The organism is Azospirillum sp. UFLA03-27 (assembly GCF_059803775.1).
This window is the reverse complement of sequence record NZ_JAUQTX010000162.1, coordinates 1-15,964: the sequence shown is the minus strand read 5'-3', so window position 1 is coordinate 15,964 and position 15,964 is coordinate 1. Positions and strand designations below refer to the sequence as shown.

Below are 15,964 nucleotides of genomic sequence, written 5' to 3'. Positions count from 1 at the left end.
TTCCGGCTCAGACCTCGCTGCGGTCCGGACGCGCGCCGTGCCGGTGGAGGGAGGCTTCGTCGTCAACGGCACCAAGCTGTGGACCACCTACGCCCACCACGCCCACTTCATGATCCTGTTCTGCCGCACCGGCGGCGCGGAGGAACGGCATGGCGGCACCAGCCAGTTCCTGGTCGACCTGAAGACGCCCGGCATCACCATTCGGCCGATTGCCGATCTGGCCGGGGAGCATCACTTCAACGAGGTGGTCTTCGAGGACGTCTTTCTGCCGTCCTCGGCCCTGCTCGGCCAGCTCGGGGACGGCTGGAACCAAGTGGTCGGCGAACTGGCCTTCGAGCGCAGCGGGCCGGAGCGGTTTCTGTCCTCCTTCACGCTGCTGGTCGAACTGGTCCGCGCGCTCGGCCCCGACCCGTCGGAGCAGGCGGCGGTGGCGGCGGGCCGCCTGACCGCCCACCTGCTCGTGCTGCGGCGCCTGTCGCGCTCGGTCGCCGGCATGCTGCAGAACGGCGAGAACCCGGCGTTGCAGGCCGCGCTGGTCAAGGATCTGGGCGCGATCTTCGAACAGGAGATCCCCGACATCGCCCGCCAACTGGTCGATGCGGAGCCGTCGCAGCGGTCCACGCGGGACTTCTCCGCGGTGCTGGCCCACACGATCCTGAACGTGTCCTCCTTCTCCCTGCGCGGCGGCACCCGCGAAATCCTGCGCGGCATCATCGCGCGCGGCCTGGGCCTGCGCTGAGCGGCGCGGCCGGACAAGACACATAATCGGACAAGACGAAAGGAACGCGCCGTGTCGACCCTCGTGCTCGAAGACAACGACGATGGAATCGTCACGCTCACCCTCAATCTTCCGGAGCAGCGCAACCCGATCTCCGATCCGGAGATGATCGACGCCCTGGTGGAGACGTTCAGCCGTCTCGATGCGGAGATGGGGACGCGCGTCATCATCCTCACCGGCGCCGGCGGGGCTTTCTCATCCGGCGGGAACCTGAAGAAGATGGGGGCAAGTGGCGGCCTGAACGACACGGTCGCCGCGCAGACGCGGCGGAACTACAAGCTGGGCATCCAGCGCATCCCGCTGCTTCTCGAAGCCATGGAGGTTCCGGTGATCGCGGCGGTGAACGGTCCGGCGATCGGGGCCGGCTGCGATCTCGCCTGCATGTGCGACCTCCGCATCGCCGGTGAGAGCGCGCGCTTCGCCGAGAGCTTCGTCAAGGTCGGCATCGTGCCCGGTGACGGCGGAGCGTGGCTGCTGCCGCGTGTCGTCGGCTTCTCCAAGGCGTGTGAAATGGCGTTGACCGGCGATGTCATCGACGCCGCCGAGGCGCTCGCCTGCGGTCTCGTCTCGCGAGTCGTTCCTGACGCGGACCTGCTGCCGCAGGCAAGGGCGCTGGCCGCGCGCATCGCCGTCAACCCGCCGCATGTGGTGCGCATGACCAAGCGTCTGCTGCGCGAAGGCCAGACGGTCAAGCTCGACACGCTGCTGGAGATGTCGGCGGCCATGCAGGCGCTGGCCCATGCGACCGAGGATCACAAGGAAGCGATCGCGGCTCTGCTGGGCAAGCGGCCTCCCCGCTTCATCGGCGCGTAAGCCATTGGGGCCGGCGGCGGCTCATGATACCGGGCTCATGACATCTGGTTGATGGCCTTGCGGAAGCGCGCCAGCGACAGGCTGAACAGGGCCGCGCCGATCCCGATGAGCGCGAGGAACTGCGGCCAGACCACGTCGAGGCCGGCGCCGCGGTACAGGATGGCCTGGGCCAGCGTGACGAAGTGCGTCGTCGGCGCGGCGAGCATCACGTCCTGAACGAGGGCGGGCATGCTTTCGCGTGGCGTCATGCCTCCCGACAGCATCTGCAGCGGCACCATCACCAGGATCAGCAGCATGCCGAACTGCGGCATGCTGCGGGCCACCGTCCCCAGGAAGATGCCCATCGACGTGGTGGCGAACAGGTGCAGGGCGGCGCCGGCCAGGAACAGGGCGACGGAGCCGCCGATGGGAACCGCCAGCAGTCCCTGGACGACGAAGACCAGCGAGACGGCGCAGGCGACGAGCACGACCAGGGCCATCGACCAGATCTTGCCGACCATGATCTCGACGGGCGTGACCGGCATCACGAGCAGATGCTCGATGGTGCCGTGCTCGCGCTCCCGGATCAGGGCGGCGCCGGTCAGGATGATCGACAGCATCGTGACCTGGTTGATGACCTCGATCACCGACCCGAACCAGCCCTTGTTCATCTCGGGATTGAAGCGGACCCGCAGGGCGAGATCGACCGGAAGGGCCGGTTCCCCGCGGTAGCGTTGCAGGAAGGCGTTGACCTCCCCGCTGACGATCTGCTGGACGTAGCCGCTCCCGGAAAAGGCCTGGGTCATCCGGGTCGCATCGACGTTGAGCTGGATCGCCGGCTGGCGCCCGGCGAGGACGTCCCGCTGGAAGTCCGGCGGAATGTCGAGCGCGAAGGTGTCGAGCCCGGCGTCCATGCGGGCGTCCATCTCGGCGGGGGTGATCAGGACCGGCGGCAGGAAGAAGGGCGGGTAGAAGGCGCCGACGATGCGGGCCGACAGGGGCGAGCGGTCCTCGTCGACGATGGCGATCGCCGCCTTGTTGAGCGTCTCCGGTATGGCGGTCGCCGCCGTGTAGATCGCCAGCGTGAAGGAATAGACGATGAGGACCAGAAGCATCGGGTCGCGGGCGAGGCTGCGCAGTTCCTTGATGCCGAGGTTCAGGACGTTGGATGCCTGCATCGCTCAGCTCTCCTGCTTCTTCAGCAGCAGCGCGCTCGCGCCGATCAGGACCGGCACGGCGATCAGCAGCGCGACGAAGGCGGCGTGCAGATCGCCGAAGCCCAGGGCCTTCGAGAAGACGCCCCGCGCGATGGTCAGAAAATGGGTGGTCGGATAGACCTCCCCGATGACGGCGGCGGCCCCCCCCAGGGACGAGACCGGATCGATCATGCCGGAATACTGGGTGGCCGGAATCAGCGTCGCGATGGCGGTGCCGAAGACGGCGGCGATCTGGCTGCGCATGAAGCTGGACATCAGGAGACCCATGGCGGTCGCCGAAAAGCTGTAAAGCAGGGCGCCGGTGGCGAGGGCCAGCGCGTTCCCGGTCAGCGGCACGCCGAAGGCGGTGACCGCCAGCGCCACCATCAGAAGGACGTTGAGCATCGCCAGCCCGACATAAGGCAGTTGCTTGCCGAGCAGGAACTCCAGCTTGGTGACCGGCGTGACGTAGAGGTTGATGATCGAGCCGAGTTCCTTCTCGCGCACGACGCTGAGCGCGGCCAGCATCGCCGGGATCAGCAGCAGCAGGATCGGGATGACCGCCGGGACGATGGCCTTCAGGCTCTCGACGTCCGGGTTGTAGCGAAAACGGGTCTCGATGGTGGCGAGGCTGGGCGTCTGGTTCCGCGAGGCCAGCCATTGGCTGTGCATGCCCTGCACGTATCCGTTGACCGTCTCGGCCCGCGTCGGCATGGCGCCGTCGATCCACGCCCCGATCTGGACCGGACGCCCGCGGGCGACGTCGCGGCCGAAGCCCGGCGGGATTTCCAGCGCCAGGGAGAGGTCGCCTGCCCGCATGCGCCGGTCGAGATCCTCGTAGTCGATGATCGGCGCCTGTTCGACGAAGTAGCGGGAACCCGCGAGGTTGAGCGTGTAGTCGCGGCTCGTCGTCGTCTGATCGCGGTCCAGGACCGCGAAGGAGAGGTCCTCGACATCCATGTTGATGCCGTAGCCCATGATGACCATCAGCAGAAGGCTGCCGACCAGGGCGAGCGTCGCCCGGATGAGATCGCGCCGCAGTTCCAGCGCCTCCAGACGCGAGTAGCTGAGCATGCGCCGCGGGTTGAAGAAGCGGCCTTCCGCGCGTTCGCCGGGAGGGTTGGCGGCGGGCGGGGGGACCTGTCGGCGATCGTCGGGCGCCGCCGCGTCGCCTCCCTGACGCTCCGCCACGGCCTCCTCCAGATAGCCGATGAAGGCCTCCTCAAGCGTCGCGACGCTCCGCTTATCGACAAGCGCCGCCGGCGTGTCGCTGACCAGAACGCGACCGGCGTGCATCAGCGAGATGCGGTCGCAGCGTTCGGCCTCGTTCATGAAATGGGTCGAGATGAAGATCGTCACCCGGTCCCGGCGCGCCAGTCCGATCATGATCTCCCAGAATGCGTCGCGCGCGATCGGGTCGACGCCCGACGTCGGCTCGTCCAGGATCAGCAGGGCGGGCTCATGGACCATCGCGACGGCGAGGGACAGGCGCTGGCGCTGGCCGAGCGGCAGCCGATCCGGCAAAGCCTCCATCGCGTCGGCGAGGCCGAAGCGCTCCGCCACCGCCGCGACCCGGTGGGGAAGGACGCTCTCGGGCATCTGGAACAGGCGGGCGTGCAATTCCAGGTTCTGCCGGATCGTCAGTTCCGAATAGAGCGAGAAGGCCTGGGACATGTAGCCGACGCGCCGCCGGGTCCCGATGTTGCGGGCGTCCACCGGCTGCCCGAACAGCCGGGCCTCGCCCTCGCTCGGCTGGAGCAGGCCGGTCAGCATCTTCATCGTCGTCGTCTTGCCGCAGCCGTTGGAGCCGAGAAAGCCGAAGATCTCGCCGCGCGGGATGCGGAAGCTGACGTGATCGACCGCCACGAAGTCGCCGAAGCGCATGGTCAGGCCCTTCGCCTCGATGGCGATGTCGCTCCCGTCCCCCGTGCGCGGCACGATCGCGACGGACTTGTGCCCGCGGCGCTTCTCCTCGGGCATCAGCGCGACGAAGGCCTCCTCCAGCGTCGCTGTCCCGGTGCGCTCCAGCACCTCCCGCGGGCTGCCGGTGGCCAGCACGCGCCCCTCGTCCATGGCGACGAGCCAGTCGAAGCGCGCCGCCTCCTCCATGTAGGCGGTGGCCACCACCACGCTCATGCCGGGACGGTCCGCCCGGATGCGGTCGATCAGCTCCCAGAACTGCCGGCGCGAGAGCGGGTCGACGCCTGTGGTCGGCTCGTCGAGGATCAGCAGGTCCGGGTCGTGGATCAGCGCGCAGCACAGGCCGAGCTTCTGCTTCATGCCGCCGGACAGCTTGCCGGCCGGCCGGTCGAGGAACGGCGCCAGACCGGTGCTTTGCGTCAGGTCGGCGATGCGCCTCCGGCGCTCGGCGCGGCCCTGGCCGAACAGCCGTCCGAAGAAGTCAAGATTCTCGGCGATCGACAGCGTCGGGTAGAGGTTCTTGCCAAGGCCCTGCGGCATGTAGGCGATGCGGGGGCACACGGCGCGGCGGTGGCGAGCCTGGGCCATGCTGCCGTCCAGCACCTCGACCGTTCCCTCCTGCAAGGCGCGCGCCCCCGACATCAGCGACAGGAGGCTCGACTTGCCGACGCCGTCGGGGCCGATCAGACCGGTGACACGCCCCGCCGGGACGTCCAGGCTGACCCCGTCGATGGCCCGGACCTTTCCGTACACCAGACGGACGTCCCGCAGACGCGCGACGGGTGATGCGGCGGAGCGGTCGGCGGCACCGCTCATGGCACGAGGTTTTGCAGGTTGGCCGGCCATTCTGTGTCAGGATCGATCCGCACATAGGCCACCCCCGGCAGGCCGGTCTTCACGTCACGGATGTACTTCTTCAGCAACGGAGGAGGGATCTGGGCCTTGATTCGGAACATCAGCTTCTGGCGTTCGCTGGCCGTCTCCACGGTCTTCGGGGTGAATTGGGCGACGTCGGCCACGAAGGTGGCCTTGGCGGGGATGACGTATTGCGGGAAGGCGTCGAGGGCGATCCGCACTTCGGTCCCGATCCTCACCCGCCCGGCGGCCTCCGTCGGCAGGAAGAAGGTCATGTAGACGTCGCTGAGATCGACCATGTTCAGCACCCGGCCGCCGGCGCCGAGCACCTCGCCCGGCTGCGCCACCCGGAACTGCACCCGGCCGTCGCGCGGCGAGCGGAGGGTGCTGTCCCGGATGTCTGCCTGGATGCGTTCGATGGTGGCCGCGGCGGCGTCGACCGCCGCATGGGCGTTTACGACCTGGGCCTCGGCGGTGGCGATGGCGGCGTCGGCGGCGGCGACCTGGGCCTTGGCCGCGCTGACGGCGGCGTTCGCGCTTTCGAAGCGGGCGCGGTCGGTGTCGAGAACCTGCCGCGACGTCGTGCCCCGCGCCTCCAGCTCCTCGGATCGGGCGAGCTGCTTCTGGGCGACGTCCCGCTCGGCCTCGCGCTGGGCCACCAGGGACTGCGCCGCCTGCCGTTCGGCCTGTCGCTGGAGCACCTGATGGCGAGCGGTCTCGACACCGATGACCGCCTGCTGCTTCTGCGCCTCGGCCTGCTTGGCCTGGGCCTGGAGAACGTCGGTGTCCATCCGGGCGAGCACCTGCCCGGCGGTGACGAAGTCGCCCTCATCGACCAGGATGTCCTCGACCCGGCCGGCGGTTTTCGTGGCGATGTCGATTTCGACCGCCTCGATCCGGCCGTTGCCGCTGGCCAGACCGGCGGGCAGTCCTTTGGGCTGCACAAACAGCCACACCCCATACAGGATCACGACGACGGACAGCGCGGCTGCGGCTTTGAGCAGCCACCGGCTTGGCTTCCTCATCATCCACCAATCCATTCGCTTGCAGGCAACGCCTTCAAGGCGATCCAGCCTATCAGACCGTCGGCGCGGCGCCACCGGCTTTCTCAGCTTGAGGTGGAATGCTTTTTTGCCGCACCGGCGCGATCGCGCATGGTCTTACAGGATGGGTCCCGGCACCGAGAGGAAGCCATCCATGGCCAGCGCGATCCCCCCCATCGGCACGGCGTCCGGGCCGAGCGGCGAAACGAGAAGCCGCAGGTCGTGGCGCAGCGGTTCCAGCGCGTGCTCGTCGAGGGCGGCGTTCAGCGTCGGAAGAATGAACTCCGCGACGATCGACAGGTTGCCACCCAGCACCACCAGACCCGGATTCGTCAGGTTGACCAGATGCGACAGCGCGAAACCGAGGTGTGAACCTGCCTCTTCCAACAGGGTCCGCACCACCGGATCGCCGTCGCGCGCCGCGGCGGCGGCGGCCCAGAGGTCGGGCAGGGCATGGCCCCGCTCGCCGGCCTGGGCGAGGATCGAGGTTTCGGAGACGTAGGTTTCCAGGCAGCCCCGCTTGCCGCAGCCGCAGGGGCGGCCGCCCGGCACGACGGTCAAATGCCCGATCTCCCCGGCGAAGCCCTGCGCGCCGCGGTAGAGCCGCCCGCCGAGGAACAGCCCGCCGCCGACGCCCGAATGGCCGGTCAGATAGACGAAGTCCTCCACCCCCCGGCAGGCGCCGAACAGCCGCTCGGCCATGGCGGCGGCCTTGGTGTCGTTGTCGACATGGACCGGCGCGCCGAGCGCCTCCTCCAGCAGCGGGCGGATCGGCGTGTCGCGCCAGCCCAGGTTGGGCGCCAGAACGAGCCGGCCCTCGCGGTCCATCAGCGCCGGAATGCCGATGCCGATGCCGCGCAAGGGCGGCGTCGCGGCTCCGCCGTCCGGACGGCTCGCCGCGACGACCGCGTCGATCCCCTCGTGCAGGTGGCGCAGCGCCGTGGCGAGGTCGGTGCTGCCGGGGATCTGCGACTGCTCCACCACCGTGCCGGCCAGCGTGGTGGAGACGATGCGGATCGTTCCCGGCTCCAGCCGGGCGCCCACCAGCAGCCCGGCCGACGGCGCGATGCCGAGCGCGGTTTCCGGCCGGCCGATGCGGCGCGCTCGGGGCGCCTCGCTCCGCTCGACCAGCCCGTCCTCGATCATCTGCGCCACGATGGCCGAGGTCGTCGCCTTGTCCAGGCCGGTCAGCCGGCTGAGGTCGCGCTGCGCGCAGCTCGGATTCTCCCGCAGCGCGTGGAAGACGCGGACCATGTTGAGGCGGCGGATCGCGGCCGAGTTGACCCTTGGCAGCATGCGGATTCCTGTCTCGCGCGTCTGGCGGCAATCGTTGGGCGCCGGGCGGGGCATACACCGAAAAGGTGGGGAATGTCGCCCCGACATGGCTTGACGCGGGCTGATTCGAATCATACGCTACCATTTGTTAGACCGTCTATCTAATTCGCGGCCACACGAGAAGCCGCAATCCAGGGAGGGGGCGACCCCATGGCCGAGCCGCTTTTGGCAGCGTTCGGCGTCACGAAGAGCTTTGGGCCCGTCGAGGTCCTCCACGGGGTGGATTTCACCGTCCAGCGCGGTGAGGTGCACGCCCTGGTCGGCGAGAACGGGGCCGGCAAATCGACGCTGATGAAGATCCTGTCCGGCTTTCACCAGCCGACCTCGGGCGCCGTGCGCGTGGATGGGCGCCCGGTGAGCTTCTCCGGCATCGGCGCCGCCGAAGCGGCGGGCGTCGTGCTGATCCACCAGGAATTCAACCTCGCCGAACATCTGACGGTCGAGGAGAACATTTTTCTCGGGCGCGAGCTGCGGCGCGGCCCGTTCCTCGACAAGCGCGCCATGCGCGAGCGGTCCCGCGCCGTTCTGGCGGAGCTGGAATGCCCGGTGGACCCCCGAGCGCGGGTGCGCGACCTCGCCGTGTCGGAGCGGCAGATGGTCGAAATCGCCAAGGCGATGTCGCGCGAGGTTCGCGTCCTCATCATGGACGAGCCCACGGCGGTGCTGACCGGCACCGAGTCCGCCGTGCTGTTCGGCCTGATCCGCCGCCTGCGCGACCAGGGGGTGGGGATCGTCTACACCTCGCACAAGCTGGACGAGGTGCGGGCCATCACCGACCGGGTGACCGTGCTCCGCGACGGCCACCACATCGCCACCCGCCCGACCGCCGAACTGACCGAGGACGGCATCGCCCAGCTGATGGTCGGGCGCGCCATCAGCGACCTGTTCCCGGCCAAGACGCCGCCGGCGCCGGACGCGCCCGTGGTGCTGGAGGCGCGGGGGATCGACGTTCCCGGCTGGGTGCGGGGCGCCGGCTTCGACCTGCGGCGCGGCGAGATTCTGGGCTTCGCCGGGCTGATCGGCGCCGGGCGGACCGAGCTGGCCGAGGGGTTGCTCGGCCTGCGCCGCCGCACCGCCGGCACGCTGACCCGCAACGGGGAGCCGCTGCGCGTCCGCCGCCTGGAGGGCGCGGTGGCGGCCGGCATCGCCTACCTGACCGAGGACCGCAAGGGCAAGGGCCTGTTGCTCGCCAAGGGATTGCAGCCGAACCTGACGCTGCTGGCGCTCGACCGCTACGGCCGGGTCTTCGTGGACGAGCGGCGGGAGGCCGCGGCGCTGGAGCGCGCGGTGGGGGAGTTCGACATCCGCGTCCGGACGCTGGACGTGCCGGTCGGCAGCCTCAGCGGCGGCAACCAGCAGAAGCTGCTGCTCGCCAAGACCATGCAGGTCGATCCGGAGATCCTGATCGTCGACGAGCCGACGCGCGGCATCGACATCGGGACCAAGCAGCAGATTTACCAGTTCCTGCACGACTTCGCCCGCCGGGGCGGGTCGGTGATCCTCATCTCCTCGGAAATGCCCGAGATCATCGGGCTGTCGCACCGGGTGGTGGTCATGCGCTCCGGCGTGGTGACCGGCATCCTGGAGGGTGACGAGGTCGAGGAGGGCGAGATCGTCCGCTACGCCACCGGCCTGAAGGGCCGCGCATCACCCAGCACAGCACAAGGAGACGCGCATGACGCCGTCGGTCATGCCTGAGGCCGCGCGGAAGCCCTCCTCCGGCTTCGATCTGAAACTCTACGGGCCGTTCCTGGCGCTGGCCGCGCTGATCGTGCTGGGCACCATCGTCAACCCGGTGTTCCTCAGCCCGGGCAACATCGGCAACGTGCTGACCCGCACCGCCTTCATCGGCATCATCGCGGTCGGGGCCACCTTCGTCATCACCGCCGGCGGGATCGACCTGTCGGTCGGCTCGCTGGCCGCCTTCGCGTCGGGCGTCATGATCGTGGTGATGAACGCGCTGGTCGGCTCCATGGGGGCCGGGCTGCCGGTCATCCTGGTCGGCGTCCTGGTGGCGCTGGGGCTCGGGCTGGCGGCGGGGCTGGTCAACGGGCTTCTGGTGACCAAGGGCCGGATGGAGGCGTTCATCGTTACGCTGGGGACCATGGGCATCTTCCGATCCCTGGTCACCTACATCGCCGACGGCGGCACGCTGTCGCTGAACTCCGAGATCCGCACGATCTACCGGCCCGTCTATTACGGCGGCGTCTTCGGCATCTCCTACCCGATCCTGGCTTTCGCGGTGGTCGCGCTGATCGGCGCGCTGATCATGTACCGCACGCGCTTCGGCCGTTACTGCGCCGCCATCGGCTCCAGCGAGGACGTGGCGCGCTATTCGGCGATCAACGTGGACCGGGTCAAGCTGCTGGCCTTCGTGCTCCAGGGTGTGTGCGTGGCCATCGCGGTGGTGATCTACGTGCCGCGCCTGGGGTCGGCCTCGGCCACCACGGGCCTGTTGTGGGAGCTGGAGGCCATCGCCGCCGTCATCATCGGCGGCACCATGCTGAAGGGCGGCTACGGCCGCATCTGGGGAACGGTGGTGGGCGCCGTCATGCTCACGCTGATCGACAACATCCTCAACCTGACCGGCGCCATCAGCGTCTACCTGAACGGCACCATCCAGGGAGTGATCATCATCGTCGCGGTGCTCCTGCAACGGGGGACCGTGGCGCGTCGCTGACAAAAAGACAAACAGGGAGGAATCGACCATGACGTTCCGTTTCGGTCTGGCCGCGGCGCTGGCCGCGGGCCTGATGGTGGCGCCGGTCGCCGGCTGGGCGCAGCAGAAGATCAAGATGGGCGTGTCCATCCCCGCCGCGACGCACGGCTGGGCCGGCGGCCTCAACTGGCACGCCCAGCAGGCCGAGAAGCGGCTGGAGAAGCAATACCCGAACCTCGACGTGGTGATCGTCACCGCCCGCGACGTCGGCCGTCAGGCCAACGACCTGGAGGATCTGGTCTCGGTGCAGCGGATCGACGCGCTGGTCATCCTGCCCTTCGAATCCGCGCCGATGACCGACCCCGTGCGCGCCGTCAAGCAGGCCGGCAAGTTCGTCACGGTGGTGGACCGCGGCCTGACCGACCCGTCGATCCAGGACCTCTACGTCGCCGGCAACAACCCGCAGATGGGCGAGGTCTCCGCCCGGTTCATGAAGGAGAAGATGGGCGGCAAGGGCGACATCGTGGTGCTGCGCGGGATTCCTACCGTGATCGACAACCAGCGCGTCGACGCCTTCATGAAGGAGATCGAGGGCACCCAGATCAAGGTGCTGGGCATGCAGTACGCCAACTGGAACCGCGATGACGGCTTCAAGGTGATGCAGGACTTCCTGTCCCGCTTCCCGAAGATCGACGCGGTGTGGGCGCAGGACGACGACATCGCGCTGGGCGTCATCGAGGCCGTCAAGCAGGCCGGCCGCGAGAAGGAGATGTTCATCCTCGGCGGCGCCGGCATGAAGGACATGATCAAGCGCGTCATGGACAAGGACGTGCTGGTTCCCGCCGACGTCCTCTACCCGCCCGCGATGATCGCCGAGGCCATGGAGATCACCGCCAAGCATCTGGTGGAGAAGGCGCCGATCCAGAAGGAATACATCATCGAGGCGACGCTGGTGACCCCGGAGAACGCCGCGAAATACTACTACCCGGACTCGCCGTTCTGATGTTCCGGCCCGAAGACGACCCGAAGGGAGGGGCATCATGAAGACGATCAAGGGGCCGGCGATCTTCCTCGCGCAGTTTGCCGGGGATGCGGCGCCGTTCGACAGCCTTCCGGCCATCGGCGCCTGGGCCGCCGGGCTGGGCTTCAAGGGCGTGCAGATCCCGTCCTGGGACGGCCGCCTGTTCGACCTTGCCCGGGCCGCGGAGAGCAAGGGCTACTGCGATGAGGTGAAAGGCGTGCTGGCCGAGGCCGGCGTGCAGATCACCGAACTGTCCACCCATCTCCAGGGGCAGCTCGTCGCCGTGCACCCGGCCTATGACGAGGCGTTCGACGGCTTCGCCGCACCGGAGGTGCGCGGCAACCCGAAGGCCCGCCAGGAATGGGCGGTCAACCAGCTGCTGATGGCCGCCAAGGCCTCGGCCAATTTGGGGCTGACGGCGCACGTCACCTTCTCCGGCGCGCTGGCCTGGCCCTATGTCTACCCCTGGCCGCAGCGCCCGGCGGGGCTGATCGAAACCGCCTTCGACGAGTTGGCGCGGCGCTGGCGGCCGATCCTCGACGCCTTCGACGCGGCGGGGGTGGACCTCTGCTACGAGATCCATCCCGGCGAGGACCTGTTCGACGGCGCCACCTTCGAGATGTTCCTGGAGCGCGTCGGCAACCACCCGCGCTGCAACATCCTCTACGACCCCAGCCACTTCGTGCTGCAGCAGCTCGACTATCTCGGCTACATCGACGTCTATCACGAGCGGATCAAGATGTTCCACGTCAAGGACGCGGAGTTCAACCCATCCCCGCGCCAGGGCGTCTATTCCGGCTACCAGCCCTGGATCGGCCGGGCCGGGCGCTTCCGCTCGCTGGGCGACGGGCAGGTCGATTTCGGCGGCATCTTCTCCAAGCTGACCCAGTACGGCTTCGACGGCTGGGCGGTGCTGGAGTGGGAATGCGCCATGAAGCACCCCGAGCAAGGGGCCGCCGAAGGCGCGCAATTCATCGACGCGCACATCATCCGGGTGACCGAGAAAGCCTTCGACGACTTCGCCGGGGCCGGCACCGACGATTCGGCCAACCGGCGCATGCTCGGCATCGGCTGAGCGGGAGGGGATCATGACCATCGAAGGGAAGACGGCCTCCGGGCCGAACCGCCGGCTGCGCCTGGGCATGGTCGGCGGCGGGCGGGGCGCCTTCATCGGGGCGGTGCACCGCATCGCCGCCCGCCTCGACGACCGCTACGAGCTGCGCGCCGGGGCGCTGTCCTCCGACCCGGAGCGCTGCCAAGCCAGCGGCGCCGACCTGTTCCTGCCGCCGGAGCGCTGCTACGCCAGCTTCGCGGAGATGGCGCGGGCCGAGGCGGCGCGCGACGACGGCATCGACGTGGTCAGCATCGTCACGCCCAACCACCTGCACCACGACGCCGCCAAGGCGTTCCTGGAGGCGGGCATCCACGTCATCTGCGACAAGCCGCTGACCACCACGGTCGAGGACGCGGAGGATCTGGCGGCGGCGGTGGAGCGCAGCGGCCTCGTCTTCGCGCTGACCCACAACTACACCGGCTACCCGATGGTGCGGCAGGCCCGCGCCATGGTGGCGGCCGGTGACCTGGGCGCCCTCCGCGTCGTGCAGGTCGAATACCCGCAGGACTGGCTGAGCACCCGGCTGGAGGAGAGCGGGCAGAAGCAGGCGGAATGGCGGACCGACCCGGCGCGCAGCGGCATCGCCGGCTGCGTCGGCGACATCGGCACCCACGCCTTCCAGCTGGCGGAGTTCGTCACCGGCCTGCGCTGCACGCGGGTCGCCGCCGACCTGACGACCTTCGTGGAGGGGCGCCGGCTCGACGACAACGCGCACATGATGCTGCGCTTCGGCAACGGCGCGCGCGGCATGCTGTGGGCGAGCCAAGTGGCGCCCGGCCATGAGAACGGGCTGCGCCTGCGCGTCTACGGCGACAAGGGCGGGCTGGAGTGGTTCCAGGAGCAGCCGAACCACCTGCGCTTCAGCCCGCTCGGCGAGCCGCCGCGCACCATCACCCGCGGCGGCCCCGGATCGGATGGGGCGGCGGCGCACGCCACGCGCATCCCGTCGGGCCATCCCGAAGGCTATCTGGAAGGCTTCGCCCAGATCTACCGCGACGCCGCCGACCTGATCGTCGCCCGCATGGGCGGTGCCGCGGCCGGTGCACCGGCCGCCCTCGTCCCCACCGTCCGGGACGGCGTGCGCGGCGTGCGCTTCATCCACGCCGCCGTGGAATCGAGCCGCCGTGACGCCGCCTGGGTCGAGCTTTGAAAGGATTTGTCATGACCGAAGCCTATTTCACCGGCGTCGAGCGCATCCGCTACGAGGGGCCGGACAGCGACACCCCGCTCGCCTATCGCTGGTACGACCCCGACCGCATGGTCCTGGGCCGGCGGATGGCCGATCACCTGCGCGTCGCCGTCTGCTACTGGCATAGCTTCTGCTGGCCCGGCTCCGACCCCTTCGGCGGCGGCACGCTGGACCGGCCTTGGATGGGCAGCGGCGATCCGGTGGCGCTGGCCGAGGCGAAGATGGACGTGGCGTTCGAGCTGTTCGAGAAGCTCGGCGTGCCCTTCTTCACCTTCCACGACCGCGACGTGGCGCCCGAGATGGGCTCGCTGCGCGAGACGCAGGCGACCTTCGCCCGCCTGACCGAGCGGCTGCAGGGCTGCATCGAGCGTAGCGGCGTCAAACTGCTGTGGGGGACCGCCAACCTGTTCTCGCACCCCCGCTACATGGCCGGCGCGGCCACCAATCCCGACCCCGAGGTCTTCGCCTGCGCGGCGGCCCAGGTGCGCGACGCGCTGGAGGCGACGCACCGGCTGGGCGGCGTCAATTACGTGCTGTGGGGCGGGCGCGAGGGCTACGACACGCTGCTCAACACCGACATGGCGCGCGAGCTGGACCAGCTCGGCCGCTTCCTGACGAAGGTGGTCGAGCACAAGCACAAGATCGGCTTCACCGGCACCATCCTGATCGAGCCCAAGCCCATGGAGCCGACCAAGCACCAGTACGACCACGACGTGGCGACGGTCTACGGCTTCCTGAAGCGCTACGGGCTGGAGAAGGAGGTCGCCGTCAACATCGAGGTCAACCACGCCACGCTGGCCGGCCACAGCTTCGAGCATGAAGTGGCGACGGCGCTGGCGCTGGGCGTCTTCGGCTCCATCGACATGAACCGGGGCGACCCGCAGAACGGTTGGGACACCGACCAGTTCCCCAACGACCATGTGGAGCTGGCGCTGCCCATGGCACGCATCCTGGAGGCGGGAGGCCTCACCACCGGCGGCTTCAACTTCGACGCCAAGATCCGGCGCCAGAGCGTCGCGCCGGACGACCTGCTGCACGCCCATGTCGGCGGCATCGACACGCTGGCCCGCGCGCTGCTGGCCGGGGCGCGGCTCGTCGAGGACGGCCGGCTGGGCCGCCTGCGCGCGGAGCGCTATGCCGGCTGGACCGGCGATCTCGGCCAAAAGCTCCTCGGCGGGCTGGATCTGGCCGGCGCGGCGGACGCCGGACTCGGTCTCGATCCGCAGCCGCGCTCGGGCCGCCAGGAGATGCTGGAGAATCTGGTGAACCGCCTCGTTTGAGGCCGTCGGCTGATTGAGGGGAGGGTCCATGTATCTCGGCATCGACCTGGGGACGTCCGGTGTCAAGGCGGTGCTGGTCGACGAAGCGCAACGCCTCGTCAGCCAGTCCACCGCGCCGCTGGAGGTCAGCCGCCCACACCCGCTGTGGTCGGAGCAGGACCCGGAGGACTGGTGGGCCGCCACCGGGCGCGCGGTCGCCGGCCTGCGCGCCGCCCATTCCGACGCGATGGCAGCGGTGCGGGGGATCGGGCTGTCGGGGCAGATGCATGGGGCGACCCTGCTCGACAAAGGCGACCGCGTGCTGCGCCCGGCCATCCTGTGGAACGACGGGCGGAGCGGCGCCGAATGCGCGGAGCTGGAGCGCCGCGCTCCCAACCTGCGCGCCATCGCCGGCAACCGCGCCATGCCCGGCTTCACCGCGCCCAAGCTGTTGTGGGTTGCGGCGCACGAGCCGGAGCGGTTCAAGGAGGTCGCCAAGGTGCTGCTGCCCAAGGACTGGCTGCGCCTGCGCATGACCGGCGACCACGCCTCGGACCTGTCGGATTCCGCCGGCACGCTGTGGCTGGACGTCGGCCGGCGCGCGTGGTCGGACGACTTGCTGGCAGCCACGGGGCTCGGCGAGGCGCACATGCCGAGGCTGTACGAAGGGCTTCAGCCCACCGGCACATTGAGGGCGGAGGTCGCCGCCGACTGGGGCGTTCCGCCGGGAACCGTGGTGGCGGCCGGGGCCGGGGACAACGCCGCCGGTGCCGTGGCTGTCTCTTATACACATCTCCGAGCCC

The 15,964-nt window shown here is 69.3% G+C and carries 13 protein-coding genes; 9 read left to right on the top strand and 4 right to left on the bottom strand.

Annotated features, from left to right (window positions below; all coding sequences use genetic code 11):
- Positions 1 to 739: acyl-CoA dehydrogenase family protein (locus Q4I23_RS21635; protein WP_498527569.1), on the top strand; the 739-nt coding region annotated here is incomplete at its 5' end.
- 51 nt (positions 740 to 790) lie between these two features.
- The gene (locus Q4I23_RS21630; protein WP_454019917.1) at positions 791 to 1,591 is read left to right on the top strand and encodes a crotonase/enoyl-CoA hydratase family protein; all 801 of its coding nucleotides are present in this window, start codon (positions 791 to 793) and stop codon (positions 1,589 to 1,591) included.
- Positions 1,592 to 1,626: 35 nt separating this feature from the next.
- Here Q4I23_RS21630 and Q4I23_RS21625 read toward each other — a convergent pair whose 3' ends face one another.
- The 4 genes from Q4I23_RS21625 to Q4I23_RS21610 all read right to left on the bottom strand — a co-directional run bounded on the left by Q4I23_RS21625 (position 1,627) and on the right by Q4I23_RS21610 (position 7,880).
- Positions 1,627 to 2,748, bottom strand: a complete 1,122-nt coding sequence (locus Q4I23_RS21625; protein WP_498527568.1) for an ABC transporter permease — start codon at positions 2,746 to 2,748, stop codon at positions 1,627 to 1,629.
- Positions 2,749 to 2,751: 3 nt separating this feature from the next.
- Positions 2,752 to 5,502 (bottom strand): ribosome-associated ATPase/putative transporter RbbA, encoded by a 2,751-nt coding sequence (rbbA, locus tag Q4I23_RS21620; RefSeq protein WP_498527567.1) that lies wholly within the window; start codon positions 5,500 to 5,502, stop codon positions 2,752 to 2,754.
- The gene (locus Q4I23_RS21615) at positions 5,499 to 6,569 is read right to left on the bottom strand and encodes an HlyD family secretion protein (RefSeq protein ID WP_498527566.1); all 1,071 of its coding nucleotides are present in this window, start codon (positions 6,567 to 6,569) and stop codon (positions 5,499 to 5,501) included. The genes rbbA and Q4I23_RS21615 overlap by 4 nt, the downstream gene beginning before the upstream one ends.
- A gap of 132 nt (positions 6,570 to 6,701) precedes the next feature.
- Positions 6,702 to 7,880, bottom strand: coding sequence for an ROK family protein (locus Q4I23_RS21610; RefSeq protein ID WP_498527565.1), 1,179 nt, complete (start codon positions 7,878 to 7,880; stop codon positions 6,702 to 6,704).
- Positions 7,881 to 8,069: 189 nt separating this feature from the next.
- On the opposite strand from Q4I23_RS21610, the gene Q4I23_RS21605 reads away from it, so the two are divergent.
- The 7 genes from Q4I23_RS21605 to Q4I23_RS21575 all read left to right on the top strand — a co-directional run.
- A complete protein-coding gene (locus Q4I23_RS21605; RefSeq protein WP_498527564.1) occupies positions 8,070 to 9,617 on the top strand; it encodes a sugar ABC transporter ATP-binding protein in 1,548 nt (515 codons plus the stop codon).
- Positions 9,595 to 10,599 carry an ABC transporter permease gene (locus Q4I23_RS21600; RefSeq protein WP_237906874.1) on the top strand — a complete coding sequence of 335 codons (1,005 nt, stop codon included), beginning with the start codon at positions 9,595 to 9,597 and terminating at the stop codon, positions 10,597 to 10,599. The genes Q4I23_RS21605 and Q4I23_RS21600 overlap by 23 nt, the downstream gene beginning before the upstream one ends.
- A 28-nt stretch (positions 10,600 to 10,627) precedes the next feature.
- Positions 10,628 to 11,581 (top strand): substrate-binding domain-containing protein, encoded by a 954-nt coding sequence (locus Q4I23_RS21595; RefSeq protein WP_035681887.1) that lies wholly within the window; start codon positions 10,628 to 10,630, stop codon positions 11,579 to 11,581.
- A 37-nt stretch (positions 11,582 to 11,618) separates the two neighbouring features.
- Complete coding sequence (locus Q4I23_RS21590) at positions 11,619 to 12,674, top strand: sugar phosphate isomerase/epimerase family protein (RefSeq protein ID WP_200527822.1); 1,056 nt, start codon at positions 11,619 to 11,621, stop codon at positions 12,672 to 12,674.
- A 13-nt stretch (positions 12,675 to 12,687) separates the two neighbouring features.
- Entirely contained in the window at positions 12,688 to 13,863 is a 1,176-nt protein-coding gene (locus Q4I23_RS21585; protein ID WP_498527563.1) for a Gfo/Idh/MocA family protein, read from the top strand.
- Positions 13,864 to 13,874: 11 nt separating this feature from the next.
- Complete coding sequence (gene xylA, locus Q4I23_RS21580; protein ID WP_498527562.1) at positions 13,875 to 15,182, top strand: xylose isomerase; 1,308 nt, start codon at positions 13,875 to 13,877, stop codon at positions 15,180 to 15,182.
- 28 nt (positions 15,183 to 15,210) lie between these two features.
- Positions 15,211 to 15,964, top strand: a 754-nt coding sequence (locus Q4I23_RS21575) for an FGGY family carbohydrate kinase (RefSeq protein WP_498527561.1), incomplete at its 3' end; no start/stop codon positions are given.

Excerpts from the sequence above, each read along its gene's own strand:
- rbbA (WP_498527567.1), bottom strand. The coding sequence starts at position 5,502 with ATGAGCGGTGCCGCCGACCGCTCCGCCGCATCACCCGTCGCGCGTCTG.
- Q4I23_RS21590 (WP_200527822.1), top strand. The coding sequence starts at position 11,619 with ATGAAGACGATCAAGGGGCCGGCGATCTTCCTCGCGCAGTTTGCCGGG.
- Q4I23_RS21585 (WP_498527563.1), top strand. The coding sequence starts at position 12,688 with ATGACCATCGAAGGGAAGACGGCCTCCGGGCCGAACCGCCGGCTGCGC.
- Q4I23_RS21600 (WP_237906874.1), top strand. The coding sequence starts at position 9,595 with ATGACGCCGTCGGTCATGCCTGAGGCCGCGCGGAAGCCCTCCTCCGGC.
- Q4I23_RS21605 (WP_498527564.1), top strand. The coding sequence starts at position 8,070 with ATGGCCGAGCCGCTTTTGGCAGCGTTCGGCGTCACGAAGAGCTTTGGG.
- xylA (WP_498527562.1), top strand. The coding sequence starts at position 13,875 with ATGACCGAAGCCTATTTCACCGGCGTCGAGCGCATCCGCTACGAGGGG.
- Q4I23_RS21610 (WP_498527565.1), bottom strand. The coding sequence starts at position 7,880 with ATGCTGCCAAGGGTCAACTCGGCCGCGATCCGCCGCCTCAACATGGTC.
- Q4I23_RS21595 (WP_035681887.1), top strand. The coding sequence starts at position 10,628 with ATGACGTTCCGTTTCGGTCTGGCCGCGGCGCTGGCCGCGGGCCTGATG.
- Q4I23_RS21625 (WP_498527568.1), bottom strand. The coding sequence starts at position 2,748 with ATGCAGGCATCCAACGTCCTGAACCTCGGCATCAAGGAACTGCGCAGC.
- Q4I23_RS21615 (WP_498527566.1), bottom strand. The coding sequence starts at position 6,569 with ATGATGAGGAAGCCAAGCCGGTGGCTGCTCAAAGCCGCAGCCGCGCTG.